Origin of the sequence: Lysinibacillus sp. FSL W8-0992 (assembly GCF_038008685.1) — a bacterium.
GTDB lineage: Bacteria > Bacillota > Bacilli > Bacillales_A > Planococcaceae > Lysinibacillus.
Window position 1 is genome coordinate 102257 of the sequence record NZ_JBBOZQ010000001.1, and the last position, 17887, is coordinate 120143.

22 protein-coding genes are annotated in these 17887 nt (G+C 38.6%); all 22 read right to left on the minus strand.

Going from position 1 to position 17887, the window contains the following annotated elements; translation table 11 throughout:
• Positions 1-41: 41 nt before the first annotated feature.
• The 22 genes from NSQ74_RS00360 to wecB all read right to left on the minus strand — a co-directional run bounded on the left by NSQ74_RS00360 (position 42) and on the right by wecB (position 17792).
• The gene (locus NSQ74_RS00360) at positions 42-440 is read right to left on the minus strand and encodes a hypothetical protein (protein WP_340820963.1); all 399 of its coding nucleotides are present in this window, start codon (positions 438-440) and stop codon (positions 42-44) included.
• A gap of 112 nt (positions 441-552) precedes the next feature.
• Complete coding sequence (locus NSQ74_RS00365; protein WP_340820964.1) at positions 553-936, minus strand: hypothetical protein; 384 nt, start codon at positions 934-936, stop codon at positions 553-555.
• A 159-nt stretch (positions 937-1095) separates the two neighbouring features.
• A complete protein-coding gene (gene fabZ / locus NSQ74_RS00370) occupies positions 1096-1539 on the minus strand; it encodes a 3-hydroxyacyl-ACP dehydratase FabZ (RefSeq protein ID WP_340820965.1) in 444 nt (147 codons plus the stop codon).
• A gap of 227 nt (positions 1540-1766) precedes the next feature.
• Positions 1767-2051: a DNA-directed RNA polymerase subunit beta gene (locus NSQ74_RS00375; protein WP_340820966.1), complete on the minus strand. Its 285-nt coding sequence runs from the start codon at positions 2049-2051 to the stop codon at positions 1767-1769.
• A 37-nt stretch (positions 2052-2088) separates the two neighbouring features.
• Positions 2089-2928 carry a flagellar hook-basal body protein gene (locus NSQ74_RS00380; protein WP_340820967.1) on the minus strand — a complete coding sequence of 280 codons (840 nt, stop codon included), beginning with the start codon at positions 2926-2928 and terminating at the stop codon, positions 2089-2091.
• A 24-nt stretch (positions 2929-2952) separates the two neighbouring features.
• A complete protein-coding gene (locus NSQ74_RS00385) occupies positions 2953-3786 on the minus strand; it encodes a flagellar hook-basal body protein (protein ID WP_340820968.1) in 834 nt (277 codons plus the stop codon).
• A 21-nt stretch (positions 3787-3807) separates the two neighbouring features.
• Entirely contained in the window at positions 3808-4803 is a 996-nt protein-coding gene (locus tag NSQ74_RS00390) for a rod shape-determining protein (protein WP_340820969.1), read from the minus strand.
• 169 nt (positions 4804-4972) lie between these two features.
• Positions 4973-5230 carry a sporulation transcriptional regulator SpoIIID gene (locus NSQ74_RS00395; RefSeq protein ID WP_340820970.1) on the minus strand — a complete coding sequence of 86 codons (258 nt, stop codon included), beginning with the start codon at positions 5228-5230 and terminating at the stop codon, positions 4973-4975.
• Positions 5231-5364: 134 nt separating this feature from the next.
• Entirely contained in the window at positions 5365-6021 is a 657-nt protein-coding gene (locus NSQ74_RS00400) for a M23 family metallopeptidase (RefSeq protein ID WP_340820971.1), read from the minus strand.
• 37 nt (positions 6022-6058) lie between these two features.
• The gene (gene spoIID / locus NSQ74_RS00405) at positions 6059-7003 is read right to left on the minus strand and encodes a stage II sporulation protein D (protein ID WP_340820972.1); all 945 of its coding nucleotides are present in this window, start codon (positions 7001-7003) and stop codon (positions 6059-6061) included.
• A gap of 141 nt (positions 7004-7144) precedes the next feature.
• Positions 7145-8458, minus strand: coding sequence for a UDP-N-acetylglucosamine 1-carboxyvinyltransferase (gene murA, locus NSQ74_RS00410; protein ID WP_340820973.1), 1314 nt, complete (start codon positions 8456-8458; stop codon positions 7145-7147).
• Positions 8459-8855: 397 nt separating this feature from the next.
• Positions 8856-9095 carry a DUF1146 family protein gene (locus tag NSQ74_RS00415; protein WP_340820974.1) on the minus strand — a complete coding sequence of 80 codons (240 nt, stop codon included), beginning with the start codon at positions 9093-9095 and terminating at the stop codon, positions 8856-8858.
• 58 nt (positions 9096-9153) lie between these two features.
• Entirely contained in the window at positions 9154-9561 is a 408-nt protein-coding gene (locus tag NSQ74_RS00420) for a F0F1 ATP synthase subunit epsilon (RefSeq protein ID WP_340820975.1), read from the minus strand.
• A 24-nt stretch (positions 9562-9585) separates the two neighbouring features.
• Positions 9586-11001 (minus strand): F0F1 ATP synthase subunit beta, encoded by a 1416-nt coding sequence (gene atpD / locus NSQ74_RS00425; RefSeq protein WP_340820976.1) that lies wholly within the window; start codon positions 10999-11001, stop codon positions 9586-9588.
• A gap of 50 nt (positions 11002-11051) precedes the next feature.
• Positions 11052-11909 (minus strand): ATP synthase F1 subunit gamma, encoded by an 858-nt coding sequence (gene atpG, locus NSQ74_RS00430; RefSeq protein ID WP_340820977.1) that lies wholly within the window; start codon positions 11907-11909, stop codon positions 11052-11054.
• Between the two features lie 49 nt (positions 11910-11958).
• Positions 11959-13467 carry a F0F1 ATP synthase subunit alpha gene (gene atpA, locus NSQ74_RS00435; RefSeq protein WP_340820978.1) on the minus strand — a complete coding sequence of 503 codons (1509 nt, stop codon included), beginning with the start codon at positions 13465-13467 and terminating at the stop codon, positions 11959-11961.
• Positions 13468-13495: 28 nt separating this feature from the next.
• Positions 13496-14032: a F0F1 ATP synthase subunit delta gene (locus NSQ74_RS00440; protein ID WP_340820979.1), complete on the minus strand. Its 537-nt coding sequence runs from the start codon at positions 14030-14032 to the stop codon at positions 13496-13498.
• Complete coding sequence (atpF, locus tag NSQ74_RS00445) at positions 14029-14547, minus strand: F0F1 ATP synthase subunit B (protein WP_340820980.1); 519 nt, start codon at positions 14545-14547, stop codon at positions 14029-14031. Before atpF ends, NSQ74_RS00440 begins: the two co-directional genes overlap by 4 nt.
• A 177-nt stretch (positions 14548-14724) precedes the next feature.
• Positions 14725-14949, minus strand: a complete 225-nt coding sequence (atpE, locus tag NSQ74_RS00450) for a F0F1 ATP synthase subunit C (RefSeq protein ID WP_004269474.1) — start codon at positions 14947-14949, stop codon at positions 14725-14727.
• Positions 14950-15012: 63 nt separating this feature from the next.
• Complete coding sequence (gene atpB, locus NSQ74_RS00455; RefSeq protein ID WP_340820981.1) at positions 15013-15723, minus strand: F0F1 ATP synthase subunit A; 711 nt, start codon at positions 15721-15723, stop codon at positions 15013-15015.
• Between the two features lie 35 nt (positions 15724-15758).
• A complete protein-coding gene (locus tag NSQ74_RS00460; RefSeq protein ID WP_139860289.1) occupies positions 15759-16130 on the minus strand; it encodes an ATP synthase subunit I in 372 nt (123 codons plus the stop codon).
• A gap of 540 nt (positions 16131-16670) precedes the next feature.
• The gene (gene wecB / locus NSQ74_RS00465) at positions 16671-17792 is read right to left on the minus strand and encodes a non-hydrolyzing UDP-N-acetylglucosamine 2-epimerase (protein ID WP_340820982.1); all 1122 of its coding nucleotides are present in this window, start codon (positions 17790-17792) and stop codon (positions 16671-16673) included.
• Between the last annotated feature and the right edge of the window lie 95 nt (positions 17793-17887).

The following is a 17887-nucleotide window of genomic DNA, read 5'->3' on the forward strand; positions in this document are numbered from 1 at the left end:
ATAAAAAAAGTGATTCCGATTGACGGAATCACTTTTTGTATTTATGGAGTAGTCATGGTATTACGTTCATTAACAGCATTGTTGTTTCTTTCAACACCGTTTACACCATTTGCATTAGGAACGTTATCATAGCCATTTGAGCCATTTACATCCGCATTTGATCCTGGTGTAGTCGCTTCAGGCATTACAGTGTTTTCATTTACTGTGCCTTCGTTTACTGTACCGTCGTTCACAGTGCCACGAGTGTTGTTGTTTACGTTGCGATCATAGACATCATGATTCTTATTTGGATCAACAACATCTTCAACATCGTTAACACCTTCTCGAACGTCGTTCTTCACATTTTCCATTGGGGTTTCATTAGCCGCATTGTTACCCCAGTTACAACCTCCAAGGAATACGGTAGCAAGAATAATGGTTAAAAATGACATTTTCCACATATTAAAAAACCTCCTTTCTTGAGTACTATGTCATCAAATACAACTTGTGCATTTGTGATCCTACATAGATTGCCCGGGAAAGGAGGGAACTATCCGATTTTTTGTACAAAAACTATTTTTGTTTTTCTTTTAGCAACTGCTCAATATAAGCTGCTTCTGCTTTACAATTATAAGAATAGTTTGTACCTAACTCTTTTTGTAATGCATCAATTGTTTCGATCTGTTTAGCGGTTGGTTCTTCATTTAAAATTTTTGCAATTACTTCATCGATTTTTTTTGCCATTTCTTCATGGAATTCAGTACTCATCAAAACATCGGCTGGGATTTTTTCGATCCAAGCGGCATTTTCCTGAAAATAAGACTGCCAGCTAGCAATGAAGTCTTCCATAGAAAAGCGCTCTTCTTCCCAACCAATACTTGCTAAGTATGATTCGAAAGATGTTGAAATCGAACGCGTAATGCTAATTTTAACACCTGAAGACAATTCCTTATACATCTATATAATCCTCCTACTTTTTAAAAAACCTAAAATCTCATGTATTTCAATACAATTCCATCGTATTATTAAAACTATACTAATATCTGTCAAAAAAAATTGACAATAAGAACACTATTCGACAAGATTATTTTATAACTTTTAGCCTATAATTGCAAATTAAGGCTGTTTTGGTTGTTCTGGCCCTATTGCAAATAAAATATCTGCCTCACAAACAAGCTCGCCATCAACAGTCGCAATTCCGTGTCCTTTACCCATAGAACCGCGCAATTTAATGAATTCCACTTCTAATCGAAGCTGATCGCCTGGTACTACTTGACGCTTAAAGCGTGCATTATCAATGCCCGTTAAAAACACTAAACGTCCTTGATATTGCTCAGATTTTAATAAGGCTACACCACCAACTTGTGCTAATGCTTCAACAATTAGAACACCTGGCATAACTGGATATCCTGGAAAATGTCCATTAAAGAAATCCTCATTAATTGATACATTTTTGAAACCTACCGCACGCTTGCCTTCCTCTAATTCCACAATACGATCTACGAATAAAAAAGGATAACGGTGTGGTAAAATTGCTTGAATTTGTTCTGCTGTTAACATTTCTTTTCCCCCTCTTAAGTATGTAAGTTGGCTTTTTACATAAAATACGTACTAAACCTCCAATTCCGAATCCTCTCCATTTAGCAAGCAACGAGCCAGCTCGGACAACAGAATGAAGGTCTCAAATACAATTCGCCTTTGTTCTAATCCAAAAGCGCGCATTTGATATACAGATTGCAGTATTAAACCTTTTTATGTGATAACACAAAGTATGGTAAAGAATATTATTATTCTTTACCATTCATTATGTCAAATATATGCCGCCATGTTTCTAAATTAAAGACATCCATTGCTTTTCCTTGACCAATCACACTGTAGCCGACCATCGTACCTAAAATAGCAGCAACAATGATTAAAACAATAACAAGTACAACACGTAACCAAATCGGAATCAGCCGTATTTGCACCCATCGAACCTCGCGTTGCTCTCCATTTGAGCGACGTCCCTTCTCTTCTGGTGGCGTATCGGTTTTTTGTGTCGGCACAGAACGTCGACGTGAATCGTTTGTCATAGATATTGTACCCCTTCATTACTTACTCAAACGTAACTTATCTTATGCCATTAATTAGCCCTAGCATTTGGTCAGCTAGTGTTACGGCTCTTGCATTAAATTGATAAGCACGTTGTGTTTCAATTAAATCTGTCATTTCCTTCGACAAGTTTACATTCGATAATTCGAGTGTACCATTTTGCATGCCGATTTGCTGACGATTTGCGCCTTGTAAATCTGTTACAACTTCAGCTTGTGTAAATCCTAGCTCTGCTAAGTTATTTGGTAAGCCTAAATATGTGCCAGATACATGCTCCATTAGCTGTGGCTTTTGGAATTCTGTTACAGCTAAATCCGTCCGAATAATATCTCCATTTGGATATGTTGCTTCTAACGAGCCTCCATCGCGAACAGCGAATCCTTTTACGTTATCAGGTAATGTTATAGGCTGTCCATTTGCATCAGCTACTGGATAGCCATCTGTATTAACAAGCATTACCGTCCCATTATTTAAAGGTGATAAATAAAAGTCACCTTGACGAGTATACACTGTTTTTGTACCATTTTCACCATCTGGCATTAAAATGTTGAAATATTGTTTTGGCTTTGTAAAAGCAAAATCAAGGTCACGATCTGTTGTTTGAAGGGAACCTTGCTTATGATTCGTTTGAACTTGGCCAAGCATTGCGCCAGAGCCATAGCGTATACCTACTGGTGATTGGCGCACAGTAGGGTCCTGTTTATCAGTATTAAATTGCTGATACATTAGTTCATTGAAAGTAGCTTGCTGAGTCTTATAGCCATGCGTACCACTATTAGCGATGTTATTACTAATTGTATCTAGTTTATTTTGCAATTGGCCCATTGTATTCGTTGCCGTAATCATTGTTCGTAGCATGGGAAAACGCCTCCTGTTCGCTTATTATAGTTTGCCGATTTCGTTAACAGCCTTTTCCATACTGCGATCATAAGCCTGTAACACTTTTTGGTTTGCTTCGAAAGCTCGATACGCTGTCATTAAGTCTGTCATTGTGCGACCAGAGTCTACGTTAGAGCGCTCTAAATAATTTTGACCTAATGTAAACGATACGCCATTCGCACCGTAAGCAGTAGGTAAAGCGTCTCCATTTTCTGTACGAATTAAGCCATTGTCTTGTTTAACTAGCATGTTCGGATTGGCAGCAAATGATACACCTACACGCGCTACTTGCTGGTTATTTACAAAAATTGTACCATCCTGATCAAGACGGAAATCATCATTTGGTAGCTGGATGCGTTGTCCACTGTCTGATAATACGTAAAGACCTTGCGCATTGACTAAATAGCCTTGACCATCTAATGTAAAATTCCCGTTACGTGTATAGGCTTCTCCGCCGTCTGGATGTGCCAGACGGAAGAAAATTGAGCCAGTAACACCATCTTCATTTTGCGGTAAGTATCCATCAATAAGGGCCATATCTGTCGTTAAATCAGTGCTGTAGATTTGACCTTGTATGTAATTTGGCAATGTTTCTTGCATATAAATTCCTGTATTTAATGCACCAACTTGGCTCATATACTGCGAGCCGGATTGCTGATTGGCAGGTGCATTTGTTTTACCTACGCTCGACATTAGCATATCTGGAAATGAACGAATTGTAGATTGATCAGCTTTAAATCCAGGTGTACTTGCATTTGATAAGTTGTTTGTCAGTAATTCTGTTCGTCTTTGTTGTGCTATCATACCTGTTGCTACTGTATAAAACCCTTTGAACAAAGGAATCACCTCATTGTATTTTTATAGGGATGCTGGAACACGATCAATATTTTCTAGCATAATGCCAGTGCCAATTGCCACACAGTCCATTGGATATTCAGCAATAAAGACTGGTACTTTTAACTCTTCAATTAACAGTTGGTCCATACCGTGCAGCAATGCGCCACCACCAGTAATAATTACACCGCGATCAATAATATCAGCTGATAGCTCAGGCGGAGTTTTTTCCAACACGTTTTTAGCCGATTGTACGATCATTGCTACCGATTCATGTAATGCACGTTCAATTTCTTCAGAATGGATCGTAATTGTACGAGGTAAGCCTGTTACCATATCACGACCGCGAATATCCATTGAATCGCTACGTCCACCTTTGAAAACTGTGCCGATTGTCATTTTGATTGCTTCTGCTGTACGCTCACCAATTAGCAATTTATATTCCTTTTTAATATATTGCAAAATATCATTATCAAAAACGTCGCCCGCTACCTTAATAGACTCACTTGTTACAATGTCACCCATTGAAAGTACTGCAATATCTGTAGTTCCACCACCGATATCAACTACCATATTGCCGCTTGGTTGGAAAATATCCATACCTGCACCGATTGCCGCAACTTTCGGCTCTTCCTCTAAATATACTTTTTTACCACCAGATTTTTCAGCGGCTTCACGAATAGCTTTTTGCTCTACACTTGTAATATTTGTAGGACAGCAAATCAAGATACGTGGTTTAGATAAAAATCCTTTTAAATTTAATTTATTGATGAAATGTCTAAGCATCGCTTCAGTAACATCAAAATCTGCAATCACTCCATCGCGTAATGGCCGAATTGCAGTTATATTACCGGGCGTGCGACCCACCATTTGACGAGCTTCTTCTCCTACAGCTAAAACTTTGTTTGTCTTTTTATCTATTGCTACCACTGAAGGTTCATTAAGGACGATTCCTTTACCTTTTACGTGAATTAATACGTTCGCAGTTCCTAAGTCAATGCCTATATCCTTCGAAAACATTTTAAATTTCTCCTTCCCGCCAGTTCAAACTACATAACGTTCCTATTGTCTATTTATCTAGAATATTTTATCACACCCCATTGGTAATTTCACCTAAATTTAGTTATTCCGCTTGTTTTCCTACAATTATATGTACACAAGTAGCAAAGTACAAAAAAAGAACGAATCATTATTGACTCGCTCTTTCTTTCCACTTGTTTTTCGTTGCCTCTCCTCCACGAATATGACGTACGGCTTTATGGTAGGCGAGAATCTCTTTCACTTGATCAGCTAATCCTTCATGAATTGTTGGTAATCGCTCTGTTAAATCTTTATGCACCGTACTTTTTGAGTAACCTGTCATTTTCGCGAGGACACGCACAGTTTCACGCGTCTCAATCAATAATTCACCGAGGCGTATGCAGCGCTTCCGAATGTGCTCGTGCACGTTCTTCGTCCTTTCCACACAATTTCACAAAATGGCTTTGGCATCAGATGCACGTCTGCGCATTTCTTCACCTTATGTGAGGACAAAGCTATTCAGAACACGTTTGGCACTTTCTCGTTAAAATGCTGATTTTTTTAAAATGCTAGTAATTTTTTAGGATTGATATATTTCCCGTTTTCTAGTACTTCAAAATGCATGTGTACGCCAGCTGCTTGATTCCACTCATTGTCAGTCGCTTTTCCAAGTGCCTGACCTTGTGTAACTTCATCGCCTTCTTTTACGACAATATCCTTCACAGAGCTGTAATGTGTTTGCATACCATTTGCATGCTCTAGAACGATTTTATTGCCTGTGAATGCATCTAGTTTTACTTCTAGTACTTTACCACTCAACGCAGCAACTACTTCAAATTCCTCTCCATTCATAGAAAGAGAAATGCCTGATGAAGTTGTAAAAGTTTGATTGAATACCATTAAAGCATTCTCACGTGACTCTTCATTGGCTTCTAACTCATAAAATTCCTGTGAAACTTGTACTTTACTAAAGTCAGCTTCTTTGAATGGATACTTCATGTTTTCTGTTCGTGCATTTGTTTCAACTACTGGACCTGGGTCTACCTGTGCTAAATCTGGTAAAGGCGCCTCTTCTTTTGATACGAGACTATTGTAACCAAATAACAAACCTGCTAACACTAACGCACCCCCACCGTATACTACCGGCCAAAACCAAGGTTTTTTCTGCAATTGTCCTTTTTCATTTTGAGAAGTTTTACTATTTTTATCCTCTCTCATTTTCATCACCTCTAGTTGCAGTGTGAACAACTAGAAGCTATTTTAAACATGCATCTATTTTTTTTATCTCAACTTCTTGATAATAATAGTGTAAAATTTCTGAGGCGGTCTTTCCTTCACCTGCCATCGCATTTGCACCATACTGACTCATACCAACTCCGTGACCATATCCCTTCGTTGCTACTTGAACTTTTCCAGTATCTCTACTATATGAAATCTTAAAATCTGTTGACGGTAATTGTAAGAGTGTTCTAACCTCTCTACCTGACCAGACGTTTTTCCCCATCTGTAACCGTTCAACACGTCCTGAATCATTAAGGAACAATTGTATACGGCCAAAGTCTGTCGCCTGCCATTTAACCGGCCACAAGGCATTCCATTCGGCTAACGTCCATTCTTCTATTGTTGCAAACTTTGGAGATGCTTGATCGGACATACTTGTAACGCTTTGTAAATATGGTAAGTCATTACCGCTGTAGCCATAAGCACTCTCCGTTTTCCCATTACTCGTTGAATGAAACATTGCCGTTATTAATTCATTATCATATAGAAGTACTTGTCCTTGTGTTTCTGTAATGGCTTCGACAATTTTCTTTTCATTTCCCGGGAAATTGCTAGTCCAATTTGCTTTTCTTTGTTCCTTATTATAGTAAACTTGCCTTGCAACTGTAGGTGCAATGGTATTCTTGCCGTAATTTGTCGTTTTCAGAGCATATGTCCTTGCTGCAATTGCTTGTGCTTTTAAAGCTTCTTTATTAAAAGAAACGGGCATTTCCGCAGCAACTACACCCACTATATACGTTTCTAAAGGAATTTTTTCCTGCTGTCCCTCCACTTCTATGAATATTTCACAGGCTTTTTCCGTCGTTTGTGGAGAATTGTTAAAATTGTCTTCCGTTCGTCTCTCACTGAATGCTAAAGGAAGCATATATAATGCGCCAATTAAACAAATAACACCAATACTCATTATCCATTTTTTCATATGGAATAATATGCGAGAACTCTTTAATATATGAGCGTTCTACTAAACGTAAAAGACTTATTATCTTGTTTTGAAGAGTAGATTTTGATTTAACAACAAAAAATCTCTTTGCTTATTATAAGCAAAGAGATTTCAATATCATTAGTTTGTTGGTAATTCCAATGAAGCTTTTTCCTTTTGTACAACTTCCATCGTTGTTACACGTTCAATATTAGCGCCAAGTGACGCTAATTTCCCATGAAAGTCTACATAACCACGATCTAAATGGTGAAGCTTTGTAACTCTCGTAATACCCTCTGACACAAGACCAGCTAAAATTAGTGCAGCGGCAGCTCGTAAATCTGTTGCCATAACCTCAGCTCCCTGTAGGTCTACTGGCCCTTCGATAAAGACAGAGCGGCCTTCAATTTTTGCACCTGCATTCATGCGACGAAACTCTTCTACGTGCATAAAACGGTTTTCAAAAACAGTTTCAGTAATAATACTCGTACCTTCAGCAGTTAACATTAAGGCCATCATTTGTGATTGCATATCCGTTGGGAATCCTGGATGTGGCATTGTTTTAATATCCACGGCTTTTAATGTTTGCGGTACATGTACGCGTATACCTTCATCTAGCTCTGTAATTTCAACGCCCATTTCTCGCATTTTAGCTATTAAAGCCGTCATATGCTCTGGCACAGCGTTTTCTATCGTTACATCACCTTTTGTTATCGCTGCGGCTACCATAAATGTACCTGCTTCAATACGGTCTGGAATAATATGATGTTCTATTCCATATAATGTGTCAACGCCTTCTATACGAATCGTATTCGTACCTGCACCGATAACACGCCCACCCATACTATTAATGAAGTTAGCAAGATCTACAATTTCTGGTTCTTTTGCTGCATTTTCAATGACAGTCGTTCCTTTTGCTAAAGATGCAGCCGTCATAATATTTTCTGTAGCTCCAACACTTGGGAAATCCAAATACACATTCGCACCTTGTAAACGACCCTCTACCTTCGCTTCCACATACCCGTGCCCAAATGAAATTTTTGCGCCCATTGCCTCAAAGCCTTTTAAATGTAATTCTATTGGTCGTGAACCGATTGCACAACCACCCGGTAAAGCTACACGTGCAAAGCCATTTCGAGCAAGTAAAGAACCCATCACTAAAATAGATGCACGCATTTTACTCACAAATTCAAATTGAGCTTCACTTGAAAGATCCTTTGTTGCGTCTATATATACTATATTGTCTTCTGGTATATATGTAACATCAGCGTTTAGACTTTTAAGTACTTCATTTATGGTATAAACATCTGCTAAGTTAGGGACTTCTTTAATTACATTTTCTCCTTTTGAAGCAAGTAAAGCTGCTGCCAGGATTGGTAACACTGCATTTTTTGCGCCCTCTACACGAACTTTTCCCTGTAGCTTTTGGCCGCCAGTCACTATAATTTTATCCACCCTACGTCCCTCCGAATTCAATCTCTTAACCTATCGAAAATTTATTTTAAAAAAAGATGTATAATGTCATAATCAGTAAACAAACAACTTTATAGTACAACTTTTCACACGCTCGTTCAAGCGTCCAAATCACTATTTTAATGCATTTATTGATATTTTGCTATTTATTTATTGTACGCATTATTTTTTTTTTTGTGAATGACCAATAACACGGAAAAAAATGTAATTCTCTTATACATAACGAAAGTTCGTGACTAAAATATATCCGTTTATATGGATTGTTAAACCTCTTTTGTACATATTTCAAAGGACCACATAAGTTATCTTATGGAGCCCTTCGAAATATGTACCTATAAAATTATGCTTCCGTCTATATATTATGTTAACTTCGCTAAATTTAAAATAAGTACGGAAGTTTTCCAGACCATCCTGAAATTTGAAGAAAGAAATTAGAAACTGCTGTGCCTATCGCAATGCTCAACAAAATATAAATCAACTGTATTTGAAAAACTTTATTTTTCTTAAATAGTTTTTCTAGCATGAAGGCCTGCAAAGCGTAAAATGTGATAGCAATAAAAAATAGATGCGATAGAATCCCCATTAAAGCTTCTTGCCCTACTGCTTCATAAATTTCCACATCGTGTTCCTCCATTTAAAAAACGGGCAGATATTGAATCTGCCCGTTAAAAATTGAATTAGATATTACCCTCATGAACGTTGATACGATTCAACGCACGTTTTAATGCTAGGTCAGCACGTTTGAAATCAATGTTATCTTGTTTGCTTTGAATTCGTCCTTCAGCGCGTTTAACGGCTTCTTTAGCACGTTGAACATCGATGTTTTCAGCAATTTCAGCAGAAGGTGCTAAAATTGAGATCTTTTCTGGACGAACTTCAATGAAACCACCGCTTACAGCTACAACTTCTGTTGAACCGTCTTCTTTTTTCAGCTTCACTGCACCAATTGCAAGTGGAGCAACCATTGGAATATGGCCAGCAAGAACACCGATCTCACCTGAAGTTGTTTTCGCGATTACCATTGATACTTCAGAATCGTATACTGGGCCGTCGGGAGTGACAATATTGACTGTAACTGTCTTCATATTTTTTCCTCCTCGTCCCTAGTATTAAACCTCTACGCCCATGCTTTTCGCTTTTTCAACTACTTCTTCAATAGATCCAACTAAACGGAAAGCATCTTCTGGTAGGTGATCGTGTTTACCATCAAGGATTTCCTTGAATGAACGAACCGTTTCTTTAACAGGAACGTAAGAACCTTTTTGACCAGTGAATTGTTCCGCAACGTGGAAGTTTTGAGATAAGAAGAATTGAATACGACGAGCACGTTCAACTGTTTGTTTATCTTCATCAGATAACTCATCCATACCTAAGATAGCAATGATATCTTGTAATTCACGGTAACGTTGGATTGTACGTTGTACGCCAGTTGCTACTGCGTAGTGCTCAGCGCCTACGATTTCTGGTGATAATGCACGAGAAGTCGAAGCTAATGGGTCAACCGCAGGGTAGATACCCATTTCAGATAATTTACGCTCAAGGTTAGTAGTTGCATCTAAGTGGGCGAAAGTTGTAGCTGGAGCCGGGTCAGTATAGTCATCGGCTGGTACATAGATCGCTTGAATAGAAGTTACAGATCCTTTGTTAGTAGATGTGATACGTTCTTGTAATTTACCCATTTCAGTTGCAAGTGTTGGTTGGTAACCTACCGCAGAAGGCATACGACCTAATAGGGCAGAAACCTCAGAACCTGCTTGTGTGAAACGGAAGATATTGTCGATGAATAAAAGTACGTCTGCACCTTGCTCATCACGGAAGTATTCTGCCATTGTAAGACCAGTTAAAGCTACACGCATACGTGCACCTGGTGGCTCGTTCATTTGACCGAATACCATCGCTGTTTGCTTGATAACGCCTGAATCGCTCATCTCGAAGAATAAGTCGTTCCCTTCACGAGTACGCTCACCTACACCAGCGAATACAGAGATACCTGAGTGCTCTTGTGCAATGTTATTGATTAATTCTTGGATTAATACAGTTTTACCTACACCGGCACCACCGAATAGACCGATTTTACCACCTTTGATGTATGGTGCTAATAAGTCTACTACTTTGATACCTGTTTCAAGGATTTCAACTGAAGTTGAAAGCTCATCGAAAGTTGGTGCTTCGCGGTGAATTGAATCACGACGAGCATCAGCTGGAATTTCTTCACCTAAGTCGATTACTTCTCCTAATACGTTGAATACACGACCAAGAGTCACTTCACCAACTGGTACTGAGATAGCTTTTCCTGAGTCTGTTACTTCTGCTCCACGTTGTAAGCCATCAGTAGATGACATTGCAATTGTACGAACAGAATCATCACCTAAATGAAGTGCAACTTCTAATGCAAGAGTTGTTGGTTCTTCATTAGGACGTTCAATCTTAACTGTTAATGAGTTATAGATTGCTGGTAATTGGCCATTGTTGAATTTTACGTCAACAACCGGACCCATTACTTGAATAACATGTCCTTTATTCATTACTGTGTACCCTCCTATCGTATTCTTATACGACATTGGTGAGCTGAAGCCTATTCTAAGGCTGCAGCCCCACCAACGATTTCTGTAATTTCTTGTGTAATTGCTGCTTGACGTGCACGGTTATATTGCAATGAAAGATCTCCGATAAGATCAGATGCGTTATCAGTTGCATTTTTCATAGCAGTCATACGAGAAGCATGTTCACTTGCTTTTCCGTCTAATAATGCGCCGTAAACTAGGCTTTCCGCATATTGTGGAAGTAATACTTCAAGAATTGCTTCACCAGATGGCTCGAATTCATAAGAAGCTTTACTGCTTACAGTTGCAATATCAGTTAATGGAAGAAGTTTTTTCTCTGTCACTTCGTTAGCGATAGCGCTAACAAAGTGATTGTAGTACATATAAAGTTCATCATACGTACCGTCAATGAACATACCAACAGCATTACGAGCGATTTCTTTAATATCAGCGAATGTTGGTTGGTCAGGAAGAGCAACTACACTGCTAATAACATTATGATCACGTTTCACAAAGTAATCACGAACAACACGACCTACTGCTAAAATCACGTATTCGTCTTTTGATTTATGACGCTCGTTGATTGTACGTTGCACTTGACGAAGGATACTTGAGTTGTAAGCACCTGCAAGACCACGATCAGAACCAATGACTAAGTAAGCTGTTTTCTTAACAGGACGTGCAGTTAACATTGGATGTCCACTGTCTTTTGTACCTGAAGCGATAGCGCCTACTACGTCCTGAATTTTTTCCATGTAAGGAACGTAAGCTTTAGCGTTTTGCTCTGCACGACGTAACTTTGAAGAAGAAACCATCTGCATCGCTTTCGTAATTTGTTTCGTACTCTTTGTTGAATTAATACGACCTTTTATTTCGCGTAAGTTTACCACTGGTATTTCACCACCTTTTGTTTTTTAATCAAGCGACTATTTTTCTTGCTTATTCTGATTTAGCGAAAGTTTTTTTGAATGCATTTAAAGCTGCTACGTATTCCGCGTCAGGAGCAAGTTCTTTAGTAGTACGAACATGATCTAAAACGTTTGTGTGGTTTGTATCTAACCAGCTTAAGAATTCAGATTCAAAACGAACGATATCTTGAACTGGAATATCATCTAAATGACCTTTAGTTAATGCATAAAGGATCGCAACTTGTTTTTCAACTTTAAGTGGTTTGTTTAGGTCTTGTTTAAGAACTTCAACCGTACGTTTACCACGCTCAAGTTTAGCAAGTGTGATTTTATCTAAATCTGAACCGAATTGAGCGAAAGATTCAAGCTCACGGAATGCAGCTAAGTCAAGACGTAGTGTACCCGCAACTTTTTTCATCGCTTTAATTTGAGCAGATCCACCTACACGTGATACAGAAAGACCGGCGTTAATCGCTGGACGTACACCTGAGTTGAATAAGTCAGATTGTAAGAAAATTTGTCCATCAGTGATTGAGATAACGTTAGTTGGGATGTATGCAGAGATATCCCCAGCTTGTGTCTCAACGAATGGAAGAGCTGTGATTGAACCATTTTGATATGTTTCATTTAACTTCGCAGCACGTTCTAATAAGCGGCTGTGTAAGTAGAAAACGTCACCAGGGTATGCTTCACGACCTGGAGGACGGCGAAGAAGAAGTGAAAGTTCACGGTAAGCTGATGCTTGTTTAGAAAGATCATCATACACGATTAATACGTGTTTACCTTGTAACATGAATTCCTCTGCCATAGATACACCAGCGAATGGTGCTAAGAATAATAATGGAGCTGGTTGAGAAGCTGAAGCTGTCACAACGATTGTGTAATCTAAAGCGCCATGTTTACGGAAAGTTTCTACTACACCACGTACAGTAGATTCTTTTTGACCAATTGCAACATAGATACAGATCATGTTTTGGTCATTTTGGTTAAGGATTGTATCGATTGCTACAGATGTTTTACCAACTTGGCGGTCACCAATGATTAATTCACGTTGACCACGACCGATTGGTACAAGTGCGTCAATCGCTTTGATACCAGTTTGTAGTGGTTCGTGTACTGATTTACGAGCCATTACACCGAAAGCTGGGCTTTCGATTGGACGAGATTTAGTTGTGTTGATTGGACCTTGTCCATCCACTGGTTGACCTAGTGGGTTTACAACACGGCCAATTAGTTCTTCACCAACTGGTACTTCCATAATACGACCTGTACGACGAACTTCATCGCCTTCTTTGATGTCTGTGTATGGACCTAAAATAACGATACCAACGTTACCTTCTTCTAGGTTTTGAGCCATACCCATAACACCGTTAGAGAACTCTAGAAGCTCTCCAGCCATGGCGTTGTCGAGGCCATGAGCAAGAGCGATACCGTCACCAATACGGATAACTGTACCAACTTCGCTTACTTTAAGTTCAGATTCATAATTCTCAATCTGTTGTTTAATCAGACTGCTGATTTCTTCAGCCTTGATGCCCATGTATGTCACCTCTCACATTTCTAAATTATTAACCGATTAATTCACGTTTTAGACGCTCAAGCTTGTTCACTACTGAGCTATCATAAATATGGTTACCGATTTGAACACGAATACCACCTAATAATGAAGGATCGATTTCGTTTGTAATGTTTAACGATTGTTTCCCAACAAGTTTACTGAATGCTGCAGAAATTTTAGCGCTTTCTTCAGCAGAAAGTTCACGAGTTGAGAATACAGTTGCATCTGCAGAACCTTGTGCCTGTGCAGCAAGCTCAGCATATGCATTAGCAATTAGCTTCACTTCGTTTACACGTTTCTTCTCAACAAGTAGTTGAACTGTGTGTAAAACTTCTGGCGTTGCACTTGCAAAGATTTCAGCTACCATTTGCTTCTTGCGTTCAATAGAGAACTTAGGCGCGTTTAAAAGTGTTAAAAAATCTGGAGATTCTGTAACAACTTTTGTTAACTCGTTTAAGTCTGCCCCAACTTCTGCAAGAATATTTTTTTGTTGCGCAATTTCAAATAGAGCTTGAGCGTAACGCTTTGCTACAGTTGAATTACTCATTGAGCTTCCCCTGCCTTCGCAATCGTCTCTTCAATTAGAGCACGGTTGTCTGCCTCAGAAATCTCTTTGCTAAGGACTTTAGATGCTGCAAGTACAGATAATGAAACGACTTCATCACGTACAGCTGCGATAGCCTTTTCTTTTTCAGACTCGATTTCACGTAAAGCCGATTCTTTTAAGCGGTTAGCTTCATTGCGAGCTGCTGTAAGAATTTCTTCTTTTTGCATTTCGCCTTGCTTCTTAGCACCCTCAACAATCGATTGTGCTTCCGTACGAGCTTCTTTAAGAAGACTTTTTTGTTCTTCTAAAAATTTGTGCGAATCTTTGCGAGCTTTTTCAGCTGCTTCGATCTCACTAGCTACTAATTCTTCACGTTGTTGCATAATGCCCATTAATGGACCCCAAGCAAACTTTTTAAGTAGAAGCATTAATACTAAGAAGATGACTAATGTTGAGATGACATCTCCACCATTGAATCCTCCACCTGCACCTAGTACAAGATTGTCTAAAAACACGATTGTTTCACTCCCTTCAAGAGCTTTAACTTCAACATATTAGTTTGTAATACTTAAAAACTTACCTATTTTAAAAAGCTATATTTGCACATAGCTTTTATCTGTTCCAAAATGAAGGGCGAAGTTTCATCTGGTGAATCCTGCTTCGCCACTAGTAAAATTCAGTATACAACTGAATTATTTGTTCATTACGATGAATGCTACTACTACTGCGATGATCGGTAATGCTTCAACTAATGCAACCCCGATGAACATAGTAGTTTGAAGAACGCCACGAGCTTCTGGTTGGCGAGCGATACCTTCAACTGTTTTTGATACGATAAGACCGTTACCAATACCTGCACCAAGTGCACCTAAACCGATTGCGATTGCTGCTGCTAATAAACCTAATGAACCTGTCATTTTAAAATTTCCTCCTTGGAATTGTTTGTTTTTTTGGTTCAAGCATAAAATTTATGCTTTATATTAATGGTCATCGCTCACTTTATGAGCCATGTAAACCATTGTTAACATTGTGAAGATAAAGGCTTGGATAAAGCCGATGAAAATAGAGAAACCTTGCCATGCCATCATAGGAACAATTGCACCTACGAACCCGATCGGACCTGAAATTGCTAAACTTGCGATTAATGCAAGTAAAATTTCACCTGCATAAATGTTACCGTAAAGACGCAGACCTAATGTTAAAGTGTTCGCAAACTCTTCAATAATTTTTAGCGGGAACATAAATGACATTGGTTTGAAGAATGTACCAACATAATGGCCTGTACCCTTCATTTTGATACCATAGTATTGAGATAATACTAAAATCATTGTTGCAAGAGTCATTGTAACCGTTGGGTCAGCTGTTGGCGATTTCCACCAAAGTTGATGGTCATAGACGATAGAGAATGGAAGACCTAATAAGTTAGATACTGCGATAAACATAATAAGTGTGATACCTAGAATGTGGAATCGTCCACCAGTTTTCCAGTCCATGTTGCTTTTGATGATATTCTTTACGAAATCCATAATCCATTCCATAAAGTTTTGCATACCAGTCGGTTTTAACTTTAAGTTTCTAGTAGAGATAACAGCGATTAAAAATACGACTATTGCTGCAACTAGTAACATCATAACTGTAGATAAGTTAAATGTTAAAAAACCTATGGTTACTAACGGAGCTTCATGATTCATTGTTATTTTTCACCTCTCTTTCTAATAAAGCACAATTAGTGGTTCCTTACATGAGATACAATTCTCTCGACAAAGAGAACTACGTACGGAATCATTAGCCCTATGACCGTGCTAATCAAGTGAAAATAGTTTGGCAACGAAATGGCTATAGCGACTGCCGCTACACCTGATCCAAAACGCAGTGCTGTACCAAGTGAACCTATTTTCTTCCCTTCACTAATGGAACGATCAAACTTCTCCATACGGCGAACTAAAATCCAAAAATTATACGTACCAAAAAATGCACCGATTGCGATGCCCGCAAAAACTGTTTGAAAGGACGTAAAGCCCCAGCCTAATGCGCAAAGTGCGAGCAAAAAAAATAACGCTCTCTTCTGCACAGCAAAAATGTGATGCAAATCTAGCATTGGTTTGTAGTCTCCTGAATCATTTTTTCGAGTAAAGAAAACGTTTGCTTACCACTTTGTGAAATCAGAAAAGAGCAGTGAAAAACACTACTCACAGCGGAATAGTAATGGGAGAGTCATTTGAATGAAATTACAGGTGTAAATTCCTAATAATGCCTTACACCCCTTACTGATTCGGTGTTAAACCGAAACGCACAAAACGTTGCAAATCGACAGTGATGGTTTGAACTGTCAATTTAGTAGAAACTTGATATAACAAGTGTTTCAACGTCTATCAACGATTAGAAACCCTTATCATTCTTACCCTTTGTAAGCATACAATAGGTGATATTTGAAGTCAATTAGTAAAGGAGAAAAACTTCACAGCTACTATACTCTTGTCAAATTGTTGACAAATTTGTGTATGAACTTTCATAGATTACAAATTTTTTTTTGGAATAATGCAAAAAAAAGCTAATTTACGACAGAAATTTGCTCGTAAATTAGCTACACATTAAATTTTAGTTCTTTTTGCTTATTTTTAAAATTAAAAATGGTGTATTACTTGCTTTTTTGTAAAAAATTCAAGAGAGCTTCTACGATACGCTGTGAAGCATGACCATCTCCATAAGGATTTGAGGCTTTTGCCATTGCTTCATACGCCTCTTTATCTTCTAACAATTCTTTTGCAAGAGAATAAATTGTTTCCTCTTCTGTTCCTGCTAGTTTCAAAGTTCCAGCAGCAATTCCTTCCGGACGCTCTGTCGTATCACGAAGTACAAGAACTGGCTTTCCTAATGATGGCGCTTCTTCTTGAACACCACCAGAGTCAGTTAAGATCATGTACGAATTCGCAGCGAAGTTATGGAAATCAAAAACTTCAAGAGGTTCAATTAAATGCACGCGATCATTATCGCCTAATATTTCATTGGCAATTTCTCGCACAGCCGGGTTCATATGCACAGGGTAGACAACTTGAACATCTTCGTGTTCCGCTAACAGTCGAGTAATTGCTCGGAACATATGACGCATTGGCTCACCTAGATTTTCACGACGATGTGCTGTTAATAATATCATTCGATCGTTTGCTATTTTTTCTAACACAGGATGTGTATAATGCTCACTCACCGTTGTAGCTAATGCATCAATAGCCGTATTGCCTGTGACAAAAATAGTATCTGCGTTTTTATTTTCATCTAAAAGATTTTTCTTTGATACTTCTGTTGGGGCAAAGTGCAAATCAGCCATGACACCTGTCAGCTGACGATTCATTTCCTCTGGGTAAGGTGAATACTTATTCCATGTTCGAAGACCTGCTTCAACATGACCAATGGCAATTTGATTATAAAACGCTGCTAAGCTTGCAATGAATGTTGTAGCAGTATCACCATGCACTAAGACTATATCAGGTTGCGCTTCTTTCATGACTTTATCTAAACCTTGTAATGCATTCGTTGTCACATCAATTAGAGTTTGACGATCCTTCATTATATTTAAATCGTAGTCTGGTGTAATTTTAAATGTTTCTAATACTTGGTCAAGCATTTGGCGATGTTGTGCTGTTACAGTCACGATTGATTCCACTTGCTCGGGATGTTTTTGCAATTCCAATACAAGCGGGGCCATTTTTATCGCCTCTGGTCTCGTACCGAAAATCGTCATCACTTTCCATTTTTTCGTCAAAACGATTTGCACCGTCCTTTGGTTGTATTGTATATCAAGTGCAATGGTCCACATTCATTACTAAGAAGAGAGACTTAATTGCCTAAACATACTAT